We start from the raw sequence: 24,809 nt of genomic DNA, 5'->3' as shown, positions 1-24,809 counted from the left end.
GGTGCGCGAAGACCGACAGATCACCCGTGTGAAGATACGTTCCGCCGGACGCCCGGCCGGGTCACGCCCGTCGCCGTGCGTGACCGTGGGGGAGCTCCAACTGCGGTAACTGCCAAGGGCGTCGGGCCGACGTCAGGCGAGTAGGGCACGCTCCGTCACAAGAAACTGTGATTCGGAGGGACCGACACGAGCGCCTGGCGTGTCAACTGCCAGACATCGCCGTGTCGTTCGACGAACCCCAGTGACCTGAGTTCGTACAACCTGGCGACTGCATCATCCACGCTCGTACCCGCGCCACGGGCGATGTCGCCCACCGCCGCGGCCCGACCGGCAGGGAGCGCGGACAGCACCCGCGCGGCGCCAGGGTCGAGCAGGTCGCGCGGCAACACCGGTCCACGCCGCTCCGGAGCGAGCTCACCGATGTCCCCGACCAGCTCGATCACTTCCGCGGCGTCCGTGACGAGGACCGCCTCCCCGCGGAGCAGTTCATGCACCCCGGAGGAGAGCCCGCTGGTGGCGGGACCCGGTACCCCCATCGTCGGGCGCCCCATGCGCTGCGCACTGCGCGCCGTGACGAGCGCACCGCTGCGATACGCCGCCTCGACGACGACGGTGCCCGTGGTGAGCGCGGCGATCACCCTGTTGCGGAGGATGAATCTGCTGGGCGTCGGATGGTCGCCTGGTGGCAACTCGCCCACGACCAGTCCCTGTTCCGCGATGCGCCCGATCAACTGGGTGTGCCCCCGTGGATAGGGCCGGTCAACGCCGCACGCCAGCACCGCGACGGTCGCACCGCCGGCCCCGAGCGCCCCGCGGTGGGCAGCGCCGTCCACCCCATAGGCACCACCGGACACCACGACCCAGCCGCGCTCGGCGAGACCCGCGCTCAGGGCGGCGGCCATGTGCGCGCCGTACTCGGTGCAGGCTCGCGCTCCGACGACCGCGACCGAGCGCAGTGCCCATATCCGCAGCGAGGGCCGCCCGCGCACCCAGAGCCCGACCGGTCGCGTGTCCCCCAGGTCGTCCAGCTGCGCCGGCCACTCCACGTCCCCTGGGCATACGAACCGCGCGCCCACGTCCCGCGCCACGGCCAGGTCCTGCTCGGGCCGCGCATGGGCGGCCCTCGCCCGCAACCCTGCCCAGCGCCTCGGGGACACACCGGGCAGCGGCTCTTCGCCCTCGACGATGCGCCGCGCCACATGCACGGCCCCGAACTCCCGCAGCCATCTTCCCCCGGCCTCGTCCCCCGGCTCGATGATCCGGCTCAGGGTGACTCTCGCCAGCCGCTCCTCGTCCGTCGCACCGCAGCCGCTCATCGCGGGGTGCCGATCGCCATCGGTACACCGCGCTGAATGCCTGTGCGCAGCTGCAGCGCCAGGGCCACGTCGCCGGCATCGGGACGGTCGTGGCCGACCAGGTCAGCGACGGTCCAGGCGACGCGCAGGACGCGGTCCAGGCCGCGTGCTGTCAGCAGCCCGCGCTCGAGATCCCGCTCGGCCTCGGCCATCGCGCCCGGTAGGGCCCGCCACTTGCTGCGCAACTCGTGCCCGGGCACCTCGCCGTTCGTTCGCCAGGGAGTGCCCGCCAGTCTCGCGGCCGAGCGCTCCCGCGCCACGCACACCCGCTCGGCGACGGTGCGGGTCGATTCGCCCCCTGCACCGCTTGCCGTCAGCTCGGAGCGGGTGACGCGCTCGACCTCCACCCGGAGATCGACCCGGTCGAGCAGCGGGCCGGAGAGCCTGGCCTGATAGCGGCGGATGACCGAGGGCGGGCAGTCGCACCCCTCACCCGCCACCGTGTATCTGCCGCAGGGGCAGGGGTTGGCGGCCAGCACCATCAGGAACCTTGCGGGCAGCCGCACCACGCCCGCGCTGCGCGCGATCACCACGTGGCCCGATTCGAGCGGCTGGCGCAGGGCGTCCAGAGCGTGGCTGCTGAACTCGGGGGCTTCGTCCAGGAAGAGCACTCCGCGATGAGCGAGCGACACGGCCCCTGGCCGGGCCATTCCCTGGCCGCCGCCGACGAGTGACTGCATGGTCGCCGAGTGGTGCGGGGAGCAGTAAGGCGGGCTGTCCACCATCGGCTTGCCGGGAGGCAGCATGCCGGCCACCGAGTGGACCGCCGTCACCTCCAGGGACTCCTCCCTGGTCAGCCGAGGCAGGATGGCCGGCATGCGTTCGGCCAGCATCGTCTTTCCGGCTCCCGGGGGCCCTTGCAGGAAGACGTGGTGCCCGCCGGCGGCGGCGACTTCCATCGCCGTACGCGCCGCCCACTGTCCGACGACATCCGCGAGATCGTGACCGTGCTCCTGATCAACGGTGCCGATGCTGCTCAGGCCCGTGCCCAGGCCCGCCCCGGGCATGCACAGGCCGGAGAGCAGCGGATCGGGGCGCCCTTCCTCGTCCGGCTCCTCCTCCGGCACCGGCTCGTCCGTCAGTACCGCGATCAGCTGCCCCAGGCTCCGGACGCCCAGCACGGATACGCCGGGGACCAGCGTGGCCTCGGCCGCCGTGCACTCCGGGACCACCACCTGTTCGTAACCCGCGTCGGCCGCCGCCAGCACGGCCGGCAGGACTCCCCGAACCGGCCGGACCCGTCCGTCGAGACCCAGCTCTCCGATCATGACGACGTCGGACAGCACCCGTGGGTCGATTCGCTCGGCCGCCCCCAGGACGGCGCATGCGACGGCCAGATCGAAGCCGCTGCCGCCCTTGGGTACCGACGCCGGGCTCAGGCCGACCGTGAGCTTCTTCTGCGGCCACTCCGCGCCCGAATTGACCACCGCGGCCCTGACCCTGTCCCGGCTCTCCGAGAGACTCTTGTCGGGAAGGCCCACCAACGTGAACGCGGCGACGCCCGGTTCCAGATCGGCCTGCACCTCGACGACCACGCCCTCGACGCCCACGAGCGCCACCGAGCACGTACGCGCGAATCCCATCAGGCCGCCCCCCGCACATGCTCGACCACGGCCGCACCGCGGCCGGGCAGCACGACGCCCACGAGATCGATGCGCACGCCTCCGGGCGGCGCACCCCCGTGCGCCTGGATCCATCGCTCGGCGAGCCCGCGCAGCCGCTCTGCCTTCACCGGTGTGACGGCGGCCATCGGATGCTCGAAACACCCGGCTCGGCGGGTTTTCACCTCGCAGACGACCAGGACGTCACCGTCCCTGGCCACGATGTCGATCTCACCCGTCCTGCCACAGCGCCAGTTGCGCTCGAGCACCGTCATCCCGGCCTCGGACAACCGCCGTGCTGCCAGGTCCTCGCCGTACTTGCCGAGTGCGCTCCGTGCGTTCATGTCGGCACCACCTCCGGCGCCAACCGTCACGCATCCGCCACCACCTATTGGATCTTGGTGGACAACCCGGCGGTTGTGGATAACTCCGTCACCCGCCCGGGAGCTCCAGGTCGCTCTTGTTCAGCTCCTCGATGTTCACGTCCTTGAACGTGAGTACCCGTACCTGCTTGACGAAGCGGGCAGGCCGGTACATGTCCCACACCCAGGCGTCCGCCATGGACACCTCGAAGAACACCTCGCCCTGGACCGAGTGCACCTGCATCTCGTAGTCGTTGGTGAGGTAGAAGCGCCGTTCGGTCTCGATCACGTATTTGAACAGACCGACGACATCGCGGTACTCCCGGTAGAGCTTCAGCTCCATCTCGGTCTCGTACTTCTCGAGGTCCTCGGCGCTCATGGCATGTTCCCCTTCAGCCGTGCGTCCCCCTATTGTCCACCAGCCCCGCGGGCCCCTAGACGATTTCGGTGTCCAGAACCTCGGGCCGGTCAGGAGGACCCTCGTCGAGCAGTCTGCGGAACAGCTCGGCGAGTTTGGTCGGATACACCGTCTCATGTGCCTCGGTCAGTTCCTGGCACGTCCACCAACGGGCTCCGGCAACACTGCGCCGCTCCAGCTCAGTGAGCCCGGTCGCCGCGGTCGCCGTCTGCGTCGTACGACCCAGGTAGTACCACTCGTCCTGGTTCCAGCGCTGCCCGGCGAAGGGGAAGGAGCAGGTCCGCTGCCACAGCACCGGCCCCAGCGCGACCTCCGTGATGCCAGTCTCCTCCGCGAGCTCGCGCAGTGCCGCCTGGTCGCGGGTCTCGTCGCCCTCCACCCCGCCGCCGGGTGTGAACCACCAGTCGTCCGCCGGATCACCCGGCTCGTGACCGTGCAGCAGAAGGATCCGCCCCTGCGGGTCGAGCAGCACGACGCGCGCCACTTTCCGCCACGGCATGGGCTCCCCCGGCCCTCCTCTTCCGGCACCTGGCTCGCTGACACCGCCACCAGCCACCGCACCGGGCTCGAACACGCCGTTCACTTGCCCCGGCTCGAACGCTCCGCTGCCGTCTGGCCCAGTGCCGCCCGACCCGGCCCTCACCTCAGCGGACACGCACAGGCTCCCTCCGCCCGGCGCCACTGCGGCCACGGCTGCGCCCCAGGCGGGCGGCCACCGGCCCGTACGCGGCCCCGCCAAGGACGAGCACGGCCCCCGCTGCCACCGCGGCGAGCATGAGCCGCAGCGGTCCCGGCTGTGAGATGCCGCCGGGCAGCGCCTCGAACCCCGTGGGCCGTATGAGCATGCCGTCGAGCGGCCAGGCAACAGCGTCGACGCGGGCCGCCACCGCGCTGCGCGGCACGGAACCGTTGCCCACCTCCTGGAGGTGGGCGGTCGAGTCCAGCGAGCCGCTGCGCTCGTCGCCCAGTAGGAAGAGCCGCCCCTTGGGCACCGTGGTGGCCGGGATGCCGGTTGCTTCCGCCTCGGTGCCCTTGGCGAGATACGGCTCGTCGATCTCCTTGCCGTTGACCGTCAGCTTCCCGTCGGTGCAGCAGGCGATCTTGTCGCCGCCCACGGCCACCACACGCTTGACCATGGGCAGGTCGCCCCAGGAGGCCTGGCTGAAGACGACGACGTCGCCGCGCTGCACCTGGCTGCCGTCGATGCGCTGCGCCAGCACGCGGTCGCCCGCGCTGATCGTGGGGGCCATCGAGTCGGTCGGCACGGTGTACGGCTGGTACACGATCGCGCCCCAGACGAACCCTCCGAGGAAGAGCACACAGCCGAGGGCCACGGCCAGCCCTGACAGCACGCTGCCGAGCCGGCCGGGGCCCTCGCCTGTACGACTTGTCCTGCTCATCCCAGTGCTCTCCCACGTCGGAGACTCGACCTCGCGGCACGTCGTCCGGGCCGCGGAAGATCGGTGATCTGGGACGGCACCCTACCCGGCGGTACCCACTCCAGAAACCCCGGAGTTACCGGAGGCAACCCGCCTCCGCCGCCACATCACGAGCGGCACGGCGCCCGCCAGCCCCAGAGCCCCGGGAGCCGCACCCAGGGCAGCGTTGATACCCGGCTGGTCGAAGGTGTCGGGAACCGGCAGCGTGGCCCAGCGGGTGGGCGGCCAGGCGACCACGACGGCGCGGCCCACGACGTTGTCCACGGGGACGGCTCCGCCGTTGGAGTCGCTCTGGTGGTACCGGGAGTCCAGCGAGTTCTGCCGGTGGTCACCCATGACCCAGATTTTGCCCTTGGGTACCGTGATCTTGAACTGGCCCCCCTGGTCGTCCATGCTGCACGGGGTGTTCGTGGGGTAGATGTAGGGCTCGTTCAGCACCTTGCCGTTGACCCTGAGCGGGCCCGTGCCCTTGCACTCGACGGTGTCGCCGCCCACGGCGACGACCCGCTTGATGAGGTCCTTCTCCTCCGCGGACGGCATCAGACCGATCCAGCCGAGGAACTTCTGCACCGGGTTCGGCGTGGGGGTCGGCTCGCCCGCCAGCCAGTTGTCCGGGTCATGGAAGACGACGACCTCACCGCGCTCCGGCTCCGAACCGAACCACGGGGTCAGCTTGTCGACCAGCACCCGGTCGCCCCGCTGCAGCGTGTTCTGCATGGAGTCCGAGGGGATCGAGAACGCCTGCACCAGGAAGGTCTTGATCAGCAGCGCGAGCAGCAGCGCGATACCGATGAGGAGCGGGAGCTCCTTCCAGAAGGAACGCGGCTTCTTCGGCTGCCCACCGCGCCTGCCCGAGCCGCCGGGACGACCGCCGCCCCCTCCGGCGCCGCCGTCTCCGCCGTCACCGTCACCGCTGCCGCCGCTTCCGGTCTCATGCCCGGGGATCACGCCGTCTGCCGCACCCGGCCGGCCGGGACGCCCTGGCTGGTCCTCCGGGCCGTCGTGTCCGGACCGTGCGCCGACCGCCAAATCCCCCACATCCACTCCTCACTCCGTGCCGCGGCCCACGTCCCGTACGACGCAGGCCTACCACTCCCATAACGAGCGGGAGTTCCGCAGGGCTCGGGAGCGGGATCAATCCGTTGAGATCCGCGGACGCCAGCCTATGCGACGGCCCGAGCGCGGTGGTCGTTCCGCTGCTCGCGTCGGGCACGGACGCGTACGTCTCCGGCTCTTCCAGTCTGCGCCAGTGGTTGACGGGCCACGCGATGACGAGCGCGCGGCCGACGACCTCGTCCTCGGAGACGGTGCCGCTGAAGCGCTCGTCCCGGTGGTAGCGGGAGTCCGCGGAGTTCGCCCGGTGGTCGCCCATCACCCAGAGGCGCCCCTGAGGGACGCGCACCTCGAACTCCAGCACCGACGGCTTGTTGCCGGGGTGGATGTACGGCTCGTTCAGCGGGACGCCGTTGACGGTGACCCGCCCCTGCTCGTCGCAGCACTTCACCGTGTCGCCGCCGACCGCGACGACACGCTTGATCAGGTCCCGTTCGTCGTCGGATGGCAGCAGGCCGATGAAGGTTAGCCCCTGCTTGACCTGCTTGACCCCCACGGGATCGTTCGTCTGCTGGCTCTGCTCCTGCTCGAGCCACTTCGCGGGGTCCTTGAAGACGACGACGTCGCCGCGCTCCGGCTTCGCACCGAACCACGGGGTCAGCTTGTCGACGAGAACCCGGTCACCGATCTTGATGGTCTGCTCCATGGAGCCCGACGGGATCACGAAGGCCTGCACGAGGAAGGTCTTCAGGACGAGGGCTATCAGCAGGGCGACACCTACGAGGAGAGGGATCTCCTTCAGCGCGGAGCGCCGTCGGCGCCGCTTGACCTTGCGGGCGAGCCTGCGCCGTTCGGCGCGGCCCGGCAGTACGGGGCCGCTGGTGGGCCGGGACCCGGTGGGCAGCCTGGTGTCGGCGCGGTGGCTGGCGCGCGGGCGTCCGCGGCTACCCATGCGCACCGCCGGAAGCGGGCACGCGCGCGAAGACGTCCGGACGCTGGAGGGAGGTCCAGTGGTCGACGGGCCAGCCGATCCAGTCGGCTCTTCCGATCACGTCGTCGACGGGGACCATGCCGCCGCCGGGCGATCCGAGGTGGTCGCGGGAGTCGCTCGAGTCGCTGCGGTGGTCGCCGAGCACGAAAAGTCTGCCGTCGGGCACGACGACGTCAAATGTGACCTGCGAGGGGGTGTCTCCCGGGTAGAGGTACGTCTCGTCCACCGACCGGTCGTTCACCTCGATCCTCCCCTGCCTGTCGCAGCAGACCACATGGTCTCCCCCTATGCCCACGACTCGCTTGATGTAGTCGGCGTCGCCGAAGTACCCGGTGCCGTCGAAGACCACGACGTCACCACGGAGCGGCTCAGAACCGAAACGGTACGCCAACTTGTTCACGAGTACGCGGTCCCCTACCTGGAACGCGGGTTCCATGGAACTGCTGGGGATCTGGAACGGTTGCATCACAAATCGGCTGAACAGCAGCAGAAAGACCAGGCAGAGCAGCGCGGTCAGGGTGAGTCGTCCGCCGGGCAGCCACTGCGTGATTGCGGCCCCCGGCGCAGTGGGGGCGGACGCGGCGGGTGTCGACGCGGCGGGTGCCGACACGGTGGCCCCCAACGCAGAACGCGACCGTTCCTCCGGCCCCTCCGGATCCGAGATCTCCTCGGACTGGGAAGGGCGGGAGGAGCGGTCGCGCTCCGTCGGCTGTTCTGCGGTGTCCATCGGGGCCAGATGGTATCCGGCCCCGCTGTGACGCCCGTTTACGCCTTGTTCGCGGGAGCTCAGCTCTCGCGCTTCTCCTTGATCTTCGCCGCCTTGCCGCGCAGGTCGCGCAGGTAGTACAGCTTGGCGCGGCGCACGTCACCGCGGGTGACGAGCTCGATCTTCTCGACGATCGGGGTGTGCACCGGGAAAGTGCGCTCGACGCCGACAGAGAACGAGACCTTGCGGACCGTGAAGGTCTCACGGACACCGGAGCCCTGGCGACGGATCACAACGCCCTTGAACTGCTGCACACGGGAGCGGTTGCCCTCGATGACGCGCACGTGGACGTTGATGGTGTCACCCGGGCGGAAGGCCGGGATGTCGCTGCGCAGCGACGCGCTGTCGACGGAGTCGAGCAGGTGAGACATGATCGTCTGCTTTCTTCGCTGATGCCACAGGTCATCAACGGGATGTCGTTGGTTGGGAGTGCGAGTGCCGTGGGTCGTCGGTGGCGGGCGTCGTGTCCCCCTGTGGCAGGGGCGCACGCCGGACGACGCACAACAGCGGTCTATTCTTCCACGGCCTCTGGCCTGCGCCAAAATCGACCGTCCGGCCCGGGTGCCCAGCCCAGGATCGAGAGCATTTCGCGGTCCTTCTTGTCGAACGCCGACGGGTCGCAGCGCTCGATCAGGTCGGGCCGGTTGCGTGTCGTGCGCCGCAGCGCCTCGTCCCTGCGCCAGCGGGCGATCTTGCCGTGGTGGCCGCTGAGCAGGACGTCCGGGATGCCGCGGCCGCGCCACTGGGGTGGCTTGGTGTAGACGGGCCCCTCCAGGAGGTTGGCCATGGCGCCGGGCGCGAAGGAGTCGTCGCGGTGGGACTCGGCGTTGCCGAGGACGCCGGGCAGCAGCCTGGCCACGGCCTCTGTGATGACCAGGACGGCCGCCTCGCCGCCGGCGAGCACGTAGTCGCCGATGGACACCTCGTAGACGGGTATGCGGGTCGCGTACTCGTCGATGACGCGGCGGTCGATGCCCTCGTACCGGGCGGGTGTGAAGATCAGCCAGGGCCGCTCGGAGAGTTCGACGGCGAGTTCCTGGGTGAAGGGGCGCCCGCTGGGCGTGGGGACGACCAGGGCCGGGCCGTGGGAGCCGGTCTCGTATCCCTCGGCCGTGATGTCGTCGAGTGCGTCGCCCCAGGGCTCGGTCTTCATGACCATGCCCGGGCCGCCGCCGTACGGGGTGTCGTCGACCGTGTTGTGCCGGTCGTATGTCCACTGCCGGAGGTCGTGCACGCGGACGTCGAGCCGGCCACGCGCGCGTGCCTTGCCGACGAGGGAGACGTTCAGCGGTTCCAGGTACTCGGGGAAGATCGTGACGACGTCGAGCCGCATTACGCCTCTTCTCGAGAATCGTCTCGCGAGGACGCGATCTCGGCCCGGTCGTCGATCAGGCCGGGCGGCGGGTCGATGACCGCGCGCTGTTCCTCGAGGTCGATCTCGGTGACGATCTCCTCGACGAACGGCACGTAGACTTCGCTGCCGTCCGGGCGCTCCACGACGAAGAGGTCCTGCGAGGGCAGGTGCGAGATCTCGGTGATCCGGCCGACCTCCACGCCGTCCTTGGTGACCACGTCCAGATCGATCAGCTGGTGGTCGTAGTACTCGTCCTCACCCTCGGGCAGTTCCTCCGGGTCGACATCGGCGATCAGGAGCGTGTTGCGCAGCGCCTCGGCGGCGTTGCGGTCGTTCACGCCCTCGAAGCGCAGCAGGAGGCGGCCGCTGTGGACGCGGCCCGTCTCGATGGTCAGCGGGCCGGTGGCGGCCGGGTCGGTGGCCAGGACGGCGCCGGGCGCGAGCCGCAGTTCCGGCTCGTCGGTACGTACCTCGACGGTGACCTCGCCCTTGATGCCGTGGGCGCGGCCGATCCGTGCGACTACCAGCTGCACTGTGCTTGATCTCCTGTCGGAACGACTGCGAGCCTTCAGGCGGCTCGTACGACTACGGGCCGGGGACGGCCCAGTGGCCCTCCCCGGCCCGAGCCGGTGCTGCGTTGTGCGTCAGCGGACGTTGTCGACGTCGACCAGGTCGACGCGGACACCGCGGCCGCCGATGGCGCCCACGACGGTGCGCAGGGCGCGCGCGGTGCGGCCGTTGCGACCGATCACCTTGCCGAGGTCGTCGGGGTGGACCCGGACCTCGAGCACGCGCCCGCGACGCAGGTTGCGCGAGGCCACCTGCACATCGTCAGGGTTGTCGACGATGCCCTTCACGAGGTGCTCGAGAGCCTCCTCGAGCATGCTCAGGCCTCGGTCGACTCGGACTCGGCCGGGGCCTCGTCCTTCTTCTCAGCCTTCTTCTTCTGGGTGATCGCCTCACCCTTGGCCTCGTCCTCGCCGCCCAGGGCGTCGAAGGTGGGGCGCGTGGCCTTCGGCTCGGCAACGAGCAGCGGGGCCGGGGCGGGCTCGCCCTTGAACTTCTGCCAGTCGCCGGTCTTCTTGAGAATGGCGAGAACGGGCTCGGTCGGCTGCGCGCCGACACCCAGCCAGTACGCCACGCGCTCGGCGTCGACCTCGATGCGCGACGGGTTCTGCACCGGGTGGTACAGACCGATCTCCTCGATGGCCCGGCCGTCACGGCGGGTACGGGAGTCGGCGACGACGATGCGGTAGTGAGGCGAACGGATCTTGCCCAGACGCTTCAGCTTGATCTTGACTGCCACGGGAGTGGTGTCTCCTGGTCTTGACGTGGTTGGGCACAACGAGATGCCGCGTGGGGTTGCGGTACTCGAGATGCCCGATGGACGCGTCAGCCGGAGGAGAGAGGGGTCCTGTGCGGCTGTCGAGTACAGCTAGCCATTGTGCCATACGCCAAGGACGCGGCCGAACCGGGACCTGTGCCGCATCAGGGCAGCCCGCATGGCGCCCCGTCCCGGCGCCATGCGGGCTCCCGGAACGGTTCAGCTCGCGACCGCGGCGACCGCCTCGGGGATGCGGAAGGGCTTGCCGCAGCCTCCGCAGACGATCGGCGCCTGGGCGAGGACGGACGGGACGACCCGCACATTGCGCCCGCAGTCGCACACCGCCTTGACGCGGACGCCGCCCCCGGAGGAGCCGTGCCGGGCGGCAGGGCCCCGGAAGCTGCGCGCCGTGTCGCCCGCGGTCGCGGCGGAATGCGCCTTGAGGGCGCGCTGCAGCCGCTCGATCGTGGGGCGGTAGCGCTTCTTCGCCTCGGGGTTGAGCGTGACCAGCGAGAAACCGCTGCTGGGGTGCGGCTCGTCCGGGTGGTCCAGGCCCATCTCCTCGGCGATCGCGAGGAATCTGCGGTTGTGGTACCGGCCGGCGCGCGAGGTGTCGCGGATTCCGCGCGCGGCGGCGATGCCGTGGACTGCCTCATGGAGCAGTCGCTCGAAGGAGAGCTCGTGCCCGCAGGCGGACGACGACTCCCCGATCAGGGATTCGGGCTCGGCGAGGTCTGGCAGCTCGGGGTGGTGCCGCTGAATGTCGGCCCACGCCTGTGCCAGCTCTGCGGCGAGAACAGGTGGTGTCGTGCTCACGTCGTGAGAACGAGCCGGGGTGCCCCAGTGTTCCTATTCCGGGCCATCCCAAATAATTTGCACGTACCCGTCAGTTGCCGCTCATGCGTCCTGACGAGGGCGGGTGCGCTGATCTGCGGAGAAGCCTCACAGCTCACGCCAAGGTGGTACGTAGTGGCGCGTACGCCCCGGCGCGTAGCCGGTGTCGGCGCGCCGGGGTAGCAGTTGCCTCGCGATGCGCAAGTGACGTTTCGGTCGCTGTTGCGCGCTGCTGTGGGGGTTCAGTATGCCCGCGCCACGATCGCGACGGTACCGGGGGCATCATCCGCTTCCGGCACCGCCCCGTCCTCGGTGACCAGACACCGTACGGTCACCCCCTGTGCGGCGAGTTCGGCCTCGCCGGCCTCGCCGAGGGCGGCCCAGGGGATACGCGCCCAGCCGCCGGCGGCAGCGACCTCGACCGCATCCCCGACGCCGGCCACCTCGCTGGTACGGGACGTGCGCCACTCTCGCGACTGCTGCAGCAGCAGCGTCTGGTCCGCCTCGAGGACCTCGGGCACCAGCGCCGCGAGCGAGTCGAGCGCGACCGGTTCCTTGCCTCCGGGGATGCGCCGGGCCAGCAGCGCGGTGCCGTTCTCCAGATCGCGCGGGCCGATCTCGATGCGGACCGGAACGCCCTTGAGCTCCCAGTCGACGGCGCGGCGGCCGAACGGGGTGTCGGTGCGGTCGTCCACCTGGACGCGTACGCCCGCGGCCGTCAGCCGGTTGCCGATCTCACGCACCTTGGCCAGAACTGCCTGGTCGTCCTTCACGGCCAGGACGACGGCCTGGACAGGCGCGAGCCGCGGCGGCACCCGCAGACCGTCGTCGTCGCCGTGCGCCATGATCAGGCCGCCGACCATACGGGTCGACGAGCCCCAGGACGTCTGCCAGACGAGCTCCTGCGTGCCGTCCCTCGACAGGTACCGGGTGTTGAAGGCGCGGGCGAAGTTCTGGCCGAGCTCGTGGCTCGTGCCCATCTGCAGCGCCTTGCCGTCGCCCGTCATGGCTTCGAGGGTGAGGGTGTTGACGGCGCCCGCGAAGCGCTCGCTCGGTGTCTTGCGGCCGAGGACGACGTCGATGCCCAGGACGTTCACCATGAAGTCCGCGTACACGTTCCGGTGGATGTGCGCCGCGTAGTCCCGGGCCTCCTCGCACGTGGCATGGGCGGTGTGTCCCTCCTGCCAGAGGAACTCCGTCGTTCGCAGGAAGACCCGCGGCCGCATCTCCCAGCGGACCACGTTCGCCCACTGGTTGATCAGCAGCGGCAGATCACGGTAGCTCTGCACCCACTTCGAGAAGGAGGCGTTGACGATCGTCTCGGAGGTGGGGCGTACGACGACCGGCTCCTCGAGCTCCTTGCCTCCACCGTGCGTGACGACGGCCAGTTCGGGGGCGAAGCCCTCGACGTGCTCGGCCTCCTTGGTCAGATAGGACTGGGGGATGAAGAGCGGGAAGTAGGCGTTGGAGGCGCCCGCCGCCTTGATCCGGGCGTCCAGCTCCTGCTGCATCCGCTCCCACAGCCCGTACCCGTACGGCCGGATCACCATGGTTCCCCGCACCGGGCCGTTGTCGGCGAGCTCGGCCTTGTTGATCAGGTCCTGGTACCAGCGCGGGAAATCATCCGCGCGCGGCGTGAGAACAAGTGCCTTGGCCATGGCGCGAATGGTACGACTCGGACACTCACGAGCAGCAATCCGACGGCGCACGGGGGCGCACGACGGTGGCACGCAAGCATTGGCCCGTAACCCCTGGACGCCGCGGCGGAAGCGGAGTTCTCTGGCATACGGGGGGATGCGGGTGCACTGCACGGGGGGGGCGCAGGGGCACGTCACGGCAGTAACTCTCGGCAGATTGGGGCCAATTGATGACACCTACGCTCGTGCGGCGAAATCAGCCCCACTCGGAATCGATGCCCCATGTGGACCTGTGTGCACGCGCGCGTGACTGGGCGGAGATCCAGGAGCGGATGCTGGTTCCGCTCTACGAAGCGGTGTACGAGCGACTCGAGATCGGCTCGGGGACCCGCCTGCTCGGCCTCGGCTGCGGGTCGGGACTCGCCCTTCTGATGGCCGCGCGGCGGGGAGCATCCGTCACCGGTGTCGATCCCTCGTCTCCCGAGCGACTGGTCCTCGCCAGGGAGCGGCTGCTGTCCGATGCTGCGCCGGGCACGCGCGCGTGTGTCGACGCCCGGCTGATCGACGGAGGTCCCGCGGACGCGGCCGTCCCGGCCGGGTCCGCATACAACCTCGTCACCGCGTTCCAGCCGATCGGCTGCATGGCGGGAGACTCCGAAGGCCTCGGCGAGCTGCTGGCGGCCGCGGCTCCGCTCGCCCAGCGCGGCACCCGGGTCGTGCTCGCGGGATGGGGTCCCCCGGAGCGCTGCGCCACGTCCTCCGTGCTGCGCGTCGCGACCAAGCTGGCGGATCCGCTGCGCAGCACGGGCAGTTGGCGCCCCGCTCTTCGGGATGATCTGGAGGAGGTCGCCCAGCGCGCGGGGCTGAGGCCCGACGGTTCCGGACGGGTGGCCTGCCCCTTCGGATACGCGGACATGGACAGCGCAGTGCGCGGTCTGCTGTCCACGGGGCTGTTCGACGCGGCGGCCGCTGCGACGGACCAGGCGCAGGTCGACAAGGAGCTGAGGGAAGCACTGCATCCGCATCAGCGGGCGGACGGCACCGTGTGGATGCCGAACATCTTCCGGTACCTCGTCGCGCGTACGGCCTAGAAGGCGACAGCGCGCGGACGGTTCCCGCGCCAACGCGCAACGCCAACGTGTAAGGGGCGTCCGTCATTGCGGACGCCCCTTACGAGGTTCGGGCTCCCGGGTGGGACTCCGGGGTCTCGTTCCCGACAGGCGGACCTCAGCCCATGAACTTCTTGAACTCGTCCGGCAGCTCGAAGTCCTGGGCACCCTGCTGACCGCCGGGCAGGCCGAAGGCGTTGCCCTGAGTCGCCGCCTGCTCGCGCCGCGCGGCCGCGTCCAGCTCCTGCTGCTTGCGCTTCATCGGGTTGCCGGAGCGCTGCTTGCCCTTGGCCTGCTTCTGCTTCTTCTTCTGGCGACCCGGGCCACCGCCCATGCCCGGCATCCCGGGCATACCCGGCATGCCACCGCCCTGGGCCATCCGCGACATCATCTTGCGGGCCTCGAAGAACCTTTCGACGAGATTCTTGACCGCGCTGACGTCGACACCGGAACCCTTGGCGATACGGGCGCGCCGAGAGCCGTTGATGATCGTCGGGTCCTGCCGCTCGACCGGCGTCATCGACTTGATGATCGCGGCAGTGCGGTCCACGTCCCGCTCGTCGAGGTTGTTGATCTGGTCCTTGATCTGCCCCATGCCGGGGAGCATCCCGAGCAGCTTGCTGATGCTGCCCATCTTCCTGACCTGCTCCATCTGCGCCAGGAAGTCGTCGAGCGTGAAGTCCTTGCCCTTGGCGGACGCCAGCTTGGAGGCCATCTTCTCGGCCTCTTGCTGCGAGAAGGTCTGCTCGGCCTTCTCGATCAGCGTGAGCATGTCGCCCATGCCGAGGATGCGGGACGCCATCCGGTCCGGGTGGAACGCGTCGAAGTCGTCCAGCTTCTCGCCGTTGGAGGCGAACATGATCTGGCGGCCGGTGACGTGCGCGATCGACAGGGCCGCACCACCGCGGGCGTCACCGTCGAGCTTGGAGAGCACCACGCCGTCGAAGCCGACGCCGTCCCGGAAGGCCTCCGCGGTGTTGACCGCGTCCTGACCGATCATCGCGTCGACGACGAACAGGACCTCGTCCGGCGAGACCGCGTCACGGATGTCCGCGGCCTGCTGCATCATCTCCTGGTCGATACCGAGGCGGCCGGCGGTGTCGACGACAACCACGTCGTACTGCTTGGTGCGCGCGTGCTCGATGGAGTCCTTCGCGACCTGGACCGGGTCGCCGACGCCGTTGCCCGGCTGCGGGGCGAAGATGCCGACACCGGCGCGCTCGGCGACGACCGCGAGCTGGTTGACGGCGTTCGGGCGCTGCAGGTCGCAGGCCACGAGCAGCGGCGTGTGACCCTGCCCCTTCAGCCAGCTGCCGAGCTTTCCGGCGAGCGTCGTCTTACCGGCACCCTGCAGACCCGCGAGCATGATCACGGTCGGCGGCTGCTTGGCGAACCGCAGACGGCGGGTCTCGCCGCCGAGGATGCCGATCAGCTCCTCGTTGACGATCTTGATGACCTGCTGGGCGGGGTTCAGGGCCTGGGAGACCTCGGCGCCGGCGGCACGCTCCTTGACCTGCTTGATGAAGGACCGAACGACGGGCAGGGCCACGTCCGCCTCGAGCAGCGCGATACGGATTTCGCGCGCCGTGGCATCGATATCCGCCTCACTGAGGCGCCCCTTGCCGCGGAGGTTCTTGAAAGTCGCTGCGAGGCGATCGGAAAGAGTATCGAACACGGCGGTCGCGGATCCTCGGGTCGGGTGCGGGAGCAGGTCGCCCTCCAGGGTATCCGCCCCGGCAAGCTGGTCACCCTCGCCTGTCGTCAATATGCAGTGAGATGCCCGGATGGCCGGGCGAGACGGCCCTGCCACCTGGATACATCAGTCACGTCGGAACGCGCCTGTCCCTGCGGCGCTTCCTTGCCACTGAGACACACCCTGTCACTAGGCACATACGGTGCCGTCACTGGGCACATACGGTGCCGTCACTGGGCACGTCTCTGTCGCAGTCATGCCCGGCACCGAGGCACGCCCGGCACCGAGGCACGCCCGGCACCGGGCACGTCCTCACCCCCGCAGCATCTCCTCCAGAGCCCTGGCCACCGAAGCGGCCTCCTCCCCCGGCAGCGGTGCCCCCTCGGGCCCGGTGACATAGAAGGCGTCCACGGCGTTGGCGCCGAGCGTGCTGACATGCGCGCTGCGCACCCGCACGCCGGCTTCCTCCAGAGCGCGCCCGATGCGGTGCAGCAGCCCGGGCGCGTCCTGGGCCCGCACCTCGATGACGGTCGCGAGCCGCGACGCCGCCGGGGCGACCGTGACCCGGGGCGGAGGCGCCACCGTGCCGCGCCGCCGCGGATAGGCGGCATCACGTTCGGCGAGGCGGGCCGGGATGTCGAGGGACCCGTCGAGCGCGCGCACCAGGTCGGCTCGCAGGCGGGCGGCCTGCGGCAGCGAGCCGTACTCGGCGGCCACGCGCCAGTCGAGCAGCAGCACCGAGTCGTACGACTCGTCGTTCACCCCGTCGGGCAGAGGCAGGGCCCGCAGTTCGGCGGTGCGCACCGTCAGCCGGTGCATCGCCAGCACACCCGCCACGGCGGGCAGCACTCCGGATTGGTCGGGAACCGCGATGAGCAGTTCCACGCCCAGCGGCTCCGGATCGGCTGAGGGCTTCTCCGCGTCGGGGGCGTCGGAGGTCTCGAGCTGCGGCTCGGTCTGGGCGCGCAGGGCCAGTACGGGGCCGCCGGTGCGGAACGCCTCGATGGCGAGTCGTTCCTGCTCCGCCGTGGGCGCCTCCGGCTCCGGCTCCTCGGGCGCGGCACCGGCGAGCACGGCCGCGACGCGCTTGACGAGGTCGGCCACCAGCGAGCCGCGCCATGATGACCAGGCTGCGGGCCCGGTGGCCAGCGCGTCGGCCTCGGTGAGCGCGTGCAGCAGTTCGAGTGTGGTCCCCGAGCCGACCGCCTCGGCGACGGACCGAACGGTCGCCGGGTCCTCCAGGTCACGCCGGGTCGCGGTCTCGATCAGCAGCAGGTGGTGGCGTACCAGCGTGGCGAGTACGGCGACGTCCGCGCGGTCGAAGCCGATACGCGCGGCCACGTCGCGGGCGATGATCTCGCCGGCCACCGAGTGGTCGCCGGGCCAGCCCTTGCCGATGTCGTGCAGCAGCGCGGCGACCAGCAGGAGGTCGGGGCGCCCGACGCGGCGGGTCAGCGCGGAGGCGCGCACGGCCGTCTCGACCAGGTGCCGGTCGACGGTCCAGGTGTGCACAGGGTTGCGCTGCGGGCGGCAGCGCACCCGCTCCCAGTCGGGCAGCAGCCGTGTGATCAGGCCTTCGGCCTCCAGGGCCTCCCACACCTCGACGGTGGGCCGTCCGGCGCCGAGCAGGGTCACGAGCTGCTCGCGCGCCTCGGCGGGCCAGGGCGTGGACAGCGGCCGGGCGGCGGCCGCCAGCCGTCGTACCGCGTGCAGGGACATCGGGAGCCCCGCCTGTGCGGCCGCCGCGGCGGCGCGCAAGGGGAGCACGGGGTCGCGTTCGGGGCGCGCGGTACGGGCGAGCACGACCTCGCCGTCCTGCTCGACGACACCGTCGGCGAGCGGAGACCTCTCGGGCGTCGGCTTGCTGCCGCCGCCGAGCATGGCCCGCAGCCGGGGCCGGGCGCCGCGCGAGCGCAGCACACGTCCCACCTCGCGCCATGTGACGTCACTTGCATACGAAACGGTGCGTGCCGACTCGTACACCTGACGGAGCAATGTGTCGGCGTCCAGCAGGCCGAGTTCGGCGGCGACCTGGTCCTGCTCCTGGAGAGAGAGGCGGTCGGTGGCGCGTCCGGTGGTCAGGTGCAGGGCGTCGCGTACGTCCAGGAGGCGGCGGCGGGCGTCGGAGAGCCCTTCGCGCGGGGCGTCGGCGAGCCAGGAGGCGGCGACGGCGCGCAGGGCGGTGGCGTCGCGCAGTCCGCCTCGGGCCTCCTTGAGGTCCGGTTCGAGGAGGTACTGGAGCTCGCCCTGGCGCTCTGCGCGTTCGGCGCACAGCTCCTGGAGTTCGGGGAGGCGCTTGGGTGCCTGGTTGCGCCAGTCGGCGAGGACGGCGGTGCGCAGGCCCGCGGTGAGGCCCAGGTCGCCCGCGATGTGGCGCGCGTCGAGCAGTCCGAGCTGGACCTTGAGGTCCTCACCTGCGGTCTTGCGTGCCTCGCTGGGCGTACGGACCGAGTGGTCGAGGGCGAGGCCCAGGTCCCACACGGGGTACCAGATGCGGTCTGCGAGGGAGGCCACCGCACCCGAGTCGGCGTTGCCGTCGTGCAGGAGCAGCAGGTCCAGGTCACTGCGCGGGGAGAGTTCGCCGCGCCCGTAGCCGCCGACCGCGATGAGGGAGGCGCCCTTCACGTCCGCCGCGGCCGCCGTGAACAGGCCACCCAGCCAATCGTCGGTGAGGTCGGCCAGGGCGGTACGGCGCGGCGGCCCGGACTGCGACTCCTCCTGGAGGAGCCGCAGCCGGGCCGCCGCATAGCCGCTGGGTCCCGAGTCTTCCGCTTCCGTCTTCACGTCCACACTCGTCACCCAGCGACTCCTGTTCTTCGTCGGTCAGAGCGCGTCGGGACCGCGCTCGCCCGTCCGCACCCGTACGGCCGTCTCGACCGGGATGCTCCAGACCTTGCCATCACCGATCTTGCCGGTGCGAGCGGCCTTCACGACGACGTCGATCAGCTGTTCTGCGTCGTCGTCCTCGACCAGCACCTCGATGCGGATCTTGGGAACCAGGTCGACCGTGTACTCGGCGCCGCGGTACACCTCGGTGTGCCCACGCTGACGACCGTAGCCGCTGGCCTCGGTGACCGTCAGCCCGTGGACCCCGAAGGCCTGGAGGGCTTCCTTGATCTCGTCGAGCCGGTGGGGCTTGACGACTGCCGTGATGAGCTTCATGCGTCCACCTTCTTGTTCTCCGGCGCTTCCTGGGCCGGGGCGGGCGCCGCCGTGCGAGAGGCCGCGCCGCCGCCGGCGCCGCTGAAGTCGTACGCGGTCTCGGCGTGCTCGACCTGGTCGATGCCGGCCACCTCTTCGTCCTCGCTGACCCGCATTCCGATCGTCTTGTCGATGAGGAAGGCGAGGATCGCGGAGGCGATGAGCGAGTACGCGAGGACCGCACCGACACCGGCGAGCTGCTTCCACAGCTGGGCGAGGCCGCCGCCGTAGAAGAGACCCGCGACGTCGGACTGGCCGCCGCCCGTGGCGAAGAAGCCGATGAGGACCGAGCCGACCACACCGCCGACGAGGTGGACACCCACGACGTCGAGCGAGTCGTCGTAGCCGAACTTGTACTTCAGGCCGACGGCCATGGCGCAGAGCAGACCGGCGATGGCACCGATGGCGATGGCACCGAGCGGGGAGCAGGAACCACCGGACGGGGTGATCGCGACGAGACCCGCGACCGCACCGGAAGCGGCACCCAGCGTGGTGAACGCACCGTGGCGGATCTTCTCGTAGATCAGCCAGGCGAGCATCGCGGCGGCGGTGGCGACCTGCGTGTTGATGAACATCAGCGCGCCGACGCCGTCGTCGTTGCCCAGCCACGAGCCGGCATTGAATCCGAACCAGCCGAACCACAGCAGACCGGCACCGAGCATGACCAGCGGCAGGCTGTGCGGCCGCATCGGGTCCTTCTTGAAGCCGACGCGCTTGCCGATGACCAGGATCACGCCGAGCGCGGCCGCACCGGCGTTGATGTGGACCGCCGTACCACCGGCGAAGTCGATGACGCCGAGCTCGAAGGCCCAGCCGCCGGTGCCCCACACCCAGTGCGCGACCGGGAAGTAGACGACCGTGGCCCACAGCGCGACGAACAGCGCCCAGGCGGAGAACTTCACACGGTCCGCGAGCGCACCGCTGATCAGCGCGGGCGTGATGATGGCGAACATCAGCTGGAAGACGGCGAAGACATAGATCGGAATCGTGTAGCCGTCCCAGAGCTGGGTGAGGCCGATTCCGCTGAGTCCGACGTAGTCGGAGGACCAGCCGATGACGCCGCCGGAGTCGGTGCCGAAGGCCATCGAGAAGCCGTACAGCACCCAGAGAATGGTGACGATGCCCAGGCTGATGAAGCTCATCATCAGCATGTTCAGGGTGCTCTTGACGCGGACCATTCCTCCGTAGAAGAAGGCCAGGCCCGGTGTCATGAGCATCACCAGGGCAGAACAGATAAGCATGAATCCGGTATTGGCGGCAGACAGCGTTGGAGCGTCTGCGGCCAGCGTGATGCCTGGAGGCATCGGCGTCTCCTCGTCGTAGTACGGCCCCGTGCGGGCGAAGCCTGAGCGGTTAGAGGGGTGGGCCGGTTATGCGCCAGAGGTTTTCGCAGCGCCGTTTCGACGGAAGCCCCTCGATGTTTCGCAGCAGTGACGAAGAGGGCGTGGGTGTTACGGATACATGAACTGCCGGATCTGGGGCCGCCCGATCGTTATCGTGGCGCAACCTTCCCGGAGAAGCCGCAAAAACTCCCCGCACGGCGGCAGCCATCAAGGGAGGAAGCCCTACGGCGCCCAGCCATGTCCGCGAGTGGGAGTACCCCCGGACGGAGTCTGGGGAGGCACAGCTCTCGGCGCGGGTGAGCCGATCGCGGCGTGGCGGTTCAGGCGCAAAGAACAGCCCGGCCGCGGCGTGGCTGTCCCGGGGACCTGGCGTGGGGGTGCCGAGTCGGGCAGTTCGGGACGGCCGGCCGCGGCCGGGGTCTTCTGGGCGACCTCTAGACGGCCTCCGCTGTCTCGGGCGTCTCGGGCAGATGGACGGCGAGCTGCTCCGTCAGGTGGACGACTTCGGCGACGTCCCCGAAGTCGCGCACTGCCGTGTCCACGGTCTTCCGGATGCGGGTGTTCACCCGCTCCGAGCGGACCTTCTTGGCGATGGTCATGGCCTTCTCGGCCAGGACAGCGCTCTGCTCGGGCTCCCTGCGCAACAGGTGCACCGTGGCCATGCCGACGAGGTTCAGTGCGTACGACCGCTGGTGCTCGGCGTCCTCGCCGAACAGCTCCACGGCCTTGGCCATGACGGGTTCGGCGAGCGAGGCGTAGGCGGGGCTGCGGCCTGCCACATAGGCGAGGTCCCGGTACGAATGGGCGTTCTCGCCGTTGAGCTCGGCCTCGGAGAAGAAGCGGATCCAGTCGGGCTCCGGCTCGTCGAACTCCTCGGCGTCGGCGAAGGTGTCCTCGGCCATCCGGACGGCGCGCTTGCACTTGCCCGGTTGGCCCATGTTCGCGTAGGCGCGCGCCTCCATCGCATACAGCATCGCCTGGGTGCGCGGTGACGCACAGTCACGACTTCCGTACTGCGCGAGATGGATGAGCTCCAGGGCGTCTTCCGGCCTGCCGAGATGGATCATCTGGCGGCTCATGCTGGAGAGGACGAACGACCCGAAGGGCTTGTCGCCCGCTTCCTTGGCGGCGTGCAGAGCGAGGACGAAGTACTTCTGCGCGGTCGGCTGCAGGCCCACGTCGTAGCTCATCCAGCCGGCCAGCTCGGCGAGCTCGGCGGCGACCTTGAACAGCCGCTTGTTCGTCGCGGCAGGCTGGGGCTCCTGGAGCAGATCCGTCACCTCGTGCAGCTGGCCGACGACCGCCTTGCGGCGCAGACCGCCGCCGCACTGGGCGTCCCACTGGCGGAACATCACCGTGGTGGACTCCAGGAGGTCGAGCTCCGGTCCGGAGAGCCGGTTGCCGCGTCGCGCAGTCGACGGCGACAGCGCTTCGGGCTCGCCTTGCTGCATGCCGGGCGTGGGCACCAGCCAGCGCTGCAGCGGCTCGATGAGGGCGGGGCCCGCGGAGAGGGCCAGCGAGGTCCCGAGGAAGCCGCGCCGCGCCAGCATCAGGTCGCTGCGCGAGAACTCGCTGATCAACGCCACGGTCCCCGGGCCCGTCCAGGGAAGGTCCACGCCGGACACGGAGGGCGACTGGTGCGCGGTGCGCAGGCCCAGGTCCTCGACGGCGACGACACAGCCGAAGCGCTCGGAGAAGAGCTCGGAGAGGATGCGCGGGATCGGCTCGCGCGGATTCTCGCCGTCCAGCCAGCGACGCACCCGCGAGGTGTCGGTGGAGATGTGGTTGGCGCCCAACTGGCGGGCCCGGCGGTTCACTTGGCGCGCCAGCTCGCCCTTGGACCAGCCACTGCGCACGAACCATGAGCTGAGCAGCTCGTTGGGGCGCTTCTCAGCGTTCGCACCGGTTCCACCGTTGCCACCCACTGGAACGCCCCCATCCTTCAAGCCACTTGTCTCCGCGGGAATGCCGCAAGCCCCCAGGATGCCGCGTCTTGCGGTCCTACGTCCGGCGGTTGTCACCCTCCGTACGGGAACCGACTTGCCTTTGGCATACCCACGAGCGCACACATCTCCAGGACTCGTGCACTCAAAGTAATCCTACGATCACCCCTGCGGCGAGGCCGTTCCAGGAATCGCCACCATTCGCCACCCCTTCGAATGAACTCCGGGGCGGTGACAGACGGTTGACTTGACACTGGCGAGCGGAAGCGGCGGAGCGATGTATGCCGGGGCGCACAAGACCAGGCGCACCACCCGCCGTGCAGCCGGACGCCGTCACGACCGGTGAGTCGCGGCAGGGCGAGAACAGAGAGTGACGACGGACGACTGTTTCGTAACCACCGGCCGACCGGACCCGTTGGAGGGGGCATGGGCTTCACAATCGGCAGCAGCCGGGGGATGCGCGAGATCCGGCCCGGCTCACGGCGTCGCGGCCGGGCGTCCGAGTGCACTGCGGTGGCGGAGTTCACCGGCCTCTGGGGATGGGACGTCGTCCCGGGGGCGCGAGCCGTCGACGGTGCCTGCTCATGCGGCAGGGCCGACTGCCCGGCTCCCGGTGCCCACCCCCTGGACTTCGCGCCCGCGGTCCCGGCGAACGCCACACTCGACGCGGTCACGAAGGCCTGGGGCGAGTTCCCCGGCGCCGCGATCATGCTCCCGGTGGGGCGCGCCTTCGACGTGATCGAGGTGAGCGAGGCCGCGGGCCGGTGCGCGCTCGTACGGCTGGAGCGCATGGGCCTTCCGGTGGGGCCGGTGACGGCGACGCCGGACGGCCGGGCGCACTTCTTCGTCGCCCCGGGTGCCGCAGCGGAGCTCCCGGCGCTTCTCTACCGGATGGGCTGGGACGACGCCACGCTCGATCTGCACGGACTGGGCCCCGGTGACCACATCACGGCCCCGCCCTCCGACCGCGGCGGCCTCGGCCCGGTCCGCTGGCTGCGCTCCCCCGCCCTCGACGCGCCCACCGGTCCGCCGCAGGCGCGCCTGCTGCTGGGGACCCTGGCCTATGTGGCACACCGCATGTGCGCCTGAGGCACAGACGAGGGGCTCACCGCGATTCAGTACTGCGGTGAGCCCCTGTCTGCTTACTCGACTTGGTAAGCGCCCTCACTCCCCGATGAGCGCGTCCACGAACGCCTCTGGCTCGAAGGGGGCCAGGTCGTCCGCGCCCTCACCGAGGCCCACGAGCTTGACGGGCACGCCCAGCTCACGCTGGACCGCGACGACGATGCCGCCCTTCGCCGTGCCGTCGAGCTTGGTGAGCACGATGCCGGTGATGTCGACGACCTCGGCGAAGACGCGCGCCTGGACCAGGCCGTTCTGGCCAGTGGTGGCGTCCAGGACGAGCAGGACCTCGTCCAGCGGCGCGTGCTTCTCGACGACGCGCTTGACCTTGCCCAGCTCGTCCATCAGACCGGTCTTGGTGTGCAGCCGGCCCGCGGTGTCGATCAGCACGACATCGGCGCCCTCCCGGATGCCCTCCTTCACCGCGTCGTAGGCGACGGAAGCGGGGTCGCCGGCCTCGGGGCCGCGCACGGTACGGGCTCCGACGCGCTCGCCCCATGTCTGCAGCTGGTCGGCGGCGGCCGCGCGGAAGGTGTCCGCGGCGCCGAGCACGACGGACTTGCGGTCGGCGACGAGCACGCGCGCGAGCTTGCCGGTCGTCGTGGTCTTGCCGGTGCCGTTGACGCCGACGACCATGACGATGCCCGGGGTGTCCAGGGCGGACTCGGTGTTGACCGTGCGGTCGAAGTCGGTGTCGATGAGCCTCAGCAGCTCCTCGCGCAGCAGACCGCGCAGCTGTTCGGGGGTACGGGTGCCGAGCACCTTGACGCGCTCGCGCAGCCGCTCGACGAGCTCCTGGGTGGGGGTGACGCCGACGTCGGCGGTGAGGAGGATGTCCTCGATCTCCTCCCAGGTGTCCTCGTCGAGGTGCTCGCGCGAGAGCAGCGTGAGCAGTCCCTTGCCGAGCGCGTTCTGCGAGCGGGAGAGCCGGGCGCGCAGGCGCACCAGCCGTCCCGCGGTCGGTTCCGGGATCTCGATCTCGGGGGCGGCCGGGGCTGGGGGCTCCTCGACCACGACGGGCGCGGACGCCCCCGGCTCGACGAGCGGGAGGTCGACCTCCTCGATCGTGCGGCGGGGTTCGTCGCGCGGTGTCTCGGCCTCTTCGCCGACGTGCGGCTCGGCCGGAGGGGCGGTGATCTCGGGCGCGGTGGGCGGCGGCGGCAGCTGCTTCCTTCTACGGCTGCCGACCACGAGCCCGCCGAGCGCGCCGATCACGACCACGGCGATGACTACAGCAAGGATGACGATGTCCATAACGCGTCCA

At 70.3% G+C, this 24,809-nt stretch carries 24 protein-coding genes; 2 read left to right on the top strand and 22 right to left on the bottom strand.

Annotated features, from left to right (window positions below; genetic code table 11):
- Positions 1 to 155: 155 nt before the first annotated feature.
- The 16 genes from dprA to proS all read right to left on the bottom strand — a co-directional run bounded on the left by dprA (position 156) and on the right by proS (position 13,155).
- Complete coding sequence (dprA, locus tag H1D24_RS02935; protein WP_181655716.1) at positions 156 to 1,316, bottom strand: DNA-processing protein DprA; 1,161 nt, start codon at positions 1,314 to 1,316, stop codon at positions 156 to 158.
- Positions 1,313 to 2,938 (bottom strand): YifB family Mg chelatase-like AAA ATPase, encoded by a 1,626-nt coding sequence (locus H1D24_RS02930; protein WP_181655715.1) that lies wholly within the window; start codon positions 2,936 to 2,938, stop codon positions 1,313 to 1,315. The genes dprA and H1D24_RS02930 overlap by 4 nt, the downstream gene beginning before the upstream one ends.
- On the bottom strand, positions 2,938 to 3,300 hold the full coding sequence (locus H1D24_RS02925) for a YraN family protein (RefSeq protein ID WP_181655714.1): 363 nt from the start codon (positions 3,298 to 3,300) through the stop codon (positions 2,938 to 2,940). Before H1D24_RS02925 ends, H1D24_RS02930 begins: the two co-directional genes overlap by 1 nt.
- An 88-nt stretch (positions 3,301 to 3,388) precedes the next feature.
- Entirely contained in the window at positions 3,389 to 3,697 is a 309-nt protein-coding gene (locus H1D24_RS02920; RefSeq protein ID WP_003965949.1) for a DUF2469 domain-containing protein, read from the bottom strand.
- A gap of 55 nt (positions 3,698 to 3,752) precedes the next feature.
- Positions 3,753 to 4,235: an NUDIX hydrolase gene (locus H1D24_RS02915; protein ID WP_181655713.1), complete on the bottom strand. Its 483-nt coding sequence runs from the start codon at positions 4,233 to 4,235 to the stop codon at positions 3,753 to 3,755.
- Positions 4,236 to 4,380: 145 nt separating this feature from the next.
- Positions 4,381 to 5,136 (bottom strand): signal peptidase I, encoded by a 756-nt coding sequence (lepB, locus tag H1D24_RS02910; protein ID WP_181655712.1) that lies wholly within the window; start codon positions 5,134 to 5,136, stop codon positions 4,381 to 4,383.
- An 81-nt stretch (positions 5,137 to 5,217) separates the two neighbouring features.
- The gene (gene lepB / locus H1D24_RS02905) at positions 5,218 to 6,213 is read right to left on the bottom strand and encodes a signal peptidase I (protein WP_181655711.1); all 996 of its coding nucleotides are present in this window, start codon (positions 6,211 to 6,213) and stop codon (positions 5,218 to 5,220) included.
- A complete protein-coding gene (gene lepB, locus H1D24_RS02900; protein WP_181655710.1) occupies positions 6,107 to 7,180 on the bottom strand; it encodes a signal peptidase I in 1,074 nt (357 codons plus the stop codon). Before lepB (H1D24_RS02900) ends, lepB (H1D24_RS02905) begins: the two co-directional genes overlap by 107 nt.
- Positions 7,173 to 7,946 (bottom strand): signal peptidase I, encoded by a 774-nt coding sequence (gene lepB / locus H1D24_RS02895; protein ID WP_181655709.1) that lies wholly within the window; start codon positions 7,944 to 7,946, stop codon positions 7,173 to 7,175. Before lepB (H1D24_RS02895) ends, lepB (H1D24_RS02900) begins: the two co-directional genes overlap by 8 nt.
- 59 nt (positions 7,947 to 8,005) lie before the next feature.
- Positions 8,006 to 8,356 (bottom strand): 50S ribosomal protein L19, encoded by a 351-nt coding sequence (rplS, locus tag H1D24_RS02890; protein WP_181655708.1) that lies wholly within the window; start codon positions 8,354 to 8,356, stop codon positions 8,006 to 8,008.
- A gap of 140 nt (positions 8,357 to 8,496) precedes the next feature.
- Complete coding sequence (gene trmD, locus H1D24_RS02885; RefSeq protein WP_181655707.1) at positions 8,497 to 9,318, bottom strand: tRNA (guanosine(37)-N1)-methyltransferase TrmD; 822 nt, start codon at positions 9,316 to 9,318, stop codon at positions 8,497 to 8,499.
- Complete coding sequence (gene rimM, locus H1D24_RS02880) at positions 9,318 to 9,872, bottom strand: ribosome maturation factor RimM (protein WP_181655706.1); 555 nt, start codon at positions 9,870 to 9,872, stop codon at positions 9,318 to 9,320. The genes trmD and rimM overlap by 1 nt, the downstream gene beginning before the upstream one ends.
- Positions 9,873 to 9,983: 111 nt before the next feature.
- A complete protein-coding gene (locus H1D24_RS02875; RefSeq protein ID WP_029385578.1) occupies positions 9,984 to 10,223 on the bottom strand; it encodes an RNA-binding protein in 240 nt (79 codons plus the stop codon).
- A 2-nt stretch (positions 10,224 to 10,225) separates the two neighbouring features.
- On the bottom strand, positions 10,226 to 10,645 hold the full coding sequence (rpsP, locus tag H1D24_RS02870) for a 30S ribosomal protein S16 (RefSeq protein WP_181655705.1): 420 nt from the start codon (positions 10,643 to 10,645) through the stop codon (positions 10,226 to 10,228).
- A 237-nt stretch (positions 10,646 to 10,882) separates the two neighbouring features.
- Entirely contained in the window at positions 10,883 to 11,479 is a 597-nt protein-coding gene (locus H1D24_RS02865; RefSeq protein ID WP_181655704.1) for a hypothetical protein, read from the bottom strand.
- Between the two features lie 260 nt (positions 11,480 to 11,739).
- The gene (gene proS / locus H1D24_RS02860) at positions 11,740 to 13,155 is read right to left on the bottom strand and encodes a proline--tRNA ligase (protein WP_181655703.1); all 1,416 of its coding nucleotides are present in this window, start codon (positions 13,153 to 13,155) and stop codon (positions 11,740 to 11,742) included.
- A 209-nt stretch (positions 13,156 to 13,364) separates the two neighbouring features.
- Here proS and H1D24_RS02855 point away from each other — a divergent pair, with 209 nt between their 5' ends.
- Positions 13,365 to 14,225 carry an SAM-dependent methyltransferase gene (locus H1D24_RS02855; protein WP_181655702.1) on the top strand — a complete coding sequence of 287 codons (861 nt, stop codon included), beginning with the start codon at positions 13,365 to 13,367 and terminating at the stop codon, positions 14,223 to 14,225.
- A 136-nt stretch (positions 14,226 to 14,361) separates the two neighbouring features.
- On the opposite strand, the gene ffh is transcribed toward H1D24_RS02855, so the two are convergent.
- The 5 genes from ffh to nsdA all read right to left on the bottom strand — a co-directional run bounded on the left by ffh (position 14,362) and on the right by nsdA (position 22,405).
- On the bottom strand, positions 14,362 to 15,918 hold the full coding sequence (gene ffh / locus H1D24_RS02850) for a signal recognition particle protein (protein WP_181655701.1): 1,557 nt from the start codon (positions 15,916 to 15,918) through the stop codon (positions 14,362 to 14,364).
- 330 nt (positions 15,919 to 16,248) lie between these two features.
- Positions 16,249 to 18,735, bottom strand: a complete 2,487-nt coding sequence (locus tag H1D24_RS02845; RefSeq protein ID WP_181655700.1) for a [protein-PII] uridylyltransferase — start codon at positions 18,733 to 18,735, stop codon at positions 16,249 to 16,251.
- A gap of 24 nt (positions 18,736 to 18,759) precedes the next feature.
- The gene (locus H1D24_RS02840) at positions 18,760 to 19,098 is read right to left on the bottom strand and encodes a P-II family nitrogen regulator (protein WP_030231663.1); all 339 of its coding nucleotides are present in this window, start codon (positions 19,096 to 19,098) and stop codon (positions 18,760 to 18,762) included.
- Positions 19,095 to 20,441 (bottom strand): ammonium transporter, encoded by a 1,347-nt coding sequence (locus tag H1D24_RS02835; RefSeq protein WP_181655699.1) that lies wholly within the window; start codon positions 20,439 to 20,441, stop codon positions 19,095 to 19,097. Before H1D24_RS02835 ends, H1D24_RS02840 begins: the two co-directional genes overlap by 4 nt.
- Positions 20,442 to 20,914: 473 nt before the next feature.
- Positions 20,915 to 22,405 (bottom strand): transcriptional repressor NsdA, encoded by a 1,491-nt coding sequence (gene nsdA, locus H1D24_RS02830; protein ID WP_181655698.1) that lies wholly within the window; start codon positions 22,403 to 22,405, stop codon positions 20,915 to 20,917.
- A gap of 444 nt (positions 22,406 to 22,849) precedes the next feature.
- Between nsdA and H1D24_RS02825 the strand changes: the two genes are divergently transcribed.
- Positions 22,850 to 23,512: a bifunctional DNA primase/polymerase gene (locus H1D24_RS02825; protein WP_181655697.1), complete on the top strand. Its 663-nt coding sequence runs from the start codon at positions 22,850 to 22,852 to the stop codon at positions 23,510 to 23,512.
- A 75-nt stretch (positions 23,513 to 23,587) separates the two neighbouring features.
- On the opposite strand, the gene ftsY is transcribed toward H1D24_RS02825, so the two are convergent.
- The gene (gene ftsY, locus H1D24_RS02820; RefSeq protein ID WP_181655696.1) at positions 23,588 to 24,799 is read right to left on the bottom strand and encodes a signal recognition particle-docking protein FtsY; all 1,212 of its coding nucleotides are present in this window, start codon (positions 24,797 to 24,799) and stop codon (positions 23,588 to 23,590) included.
- Between the last annotated feature and the right edge of the window lie 10 nt (positions 24,800 to 24,809).

The organism is Streptomyces himalayensis subsp. himalayensis (assembly GCF_013778455.1).
Classification (GTDB): domain Bacteria; phylum Actinomycetota; class Actinomycetes; order Streptomycetales; family Streptomycetaceae; genus Streptomyces; species Streptomyces himalayensis.
This window is presented reverse-complemented; position numbering and strand designations above follow the sequence as displayed.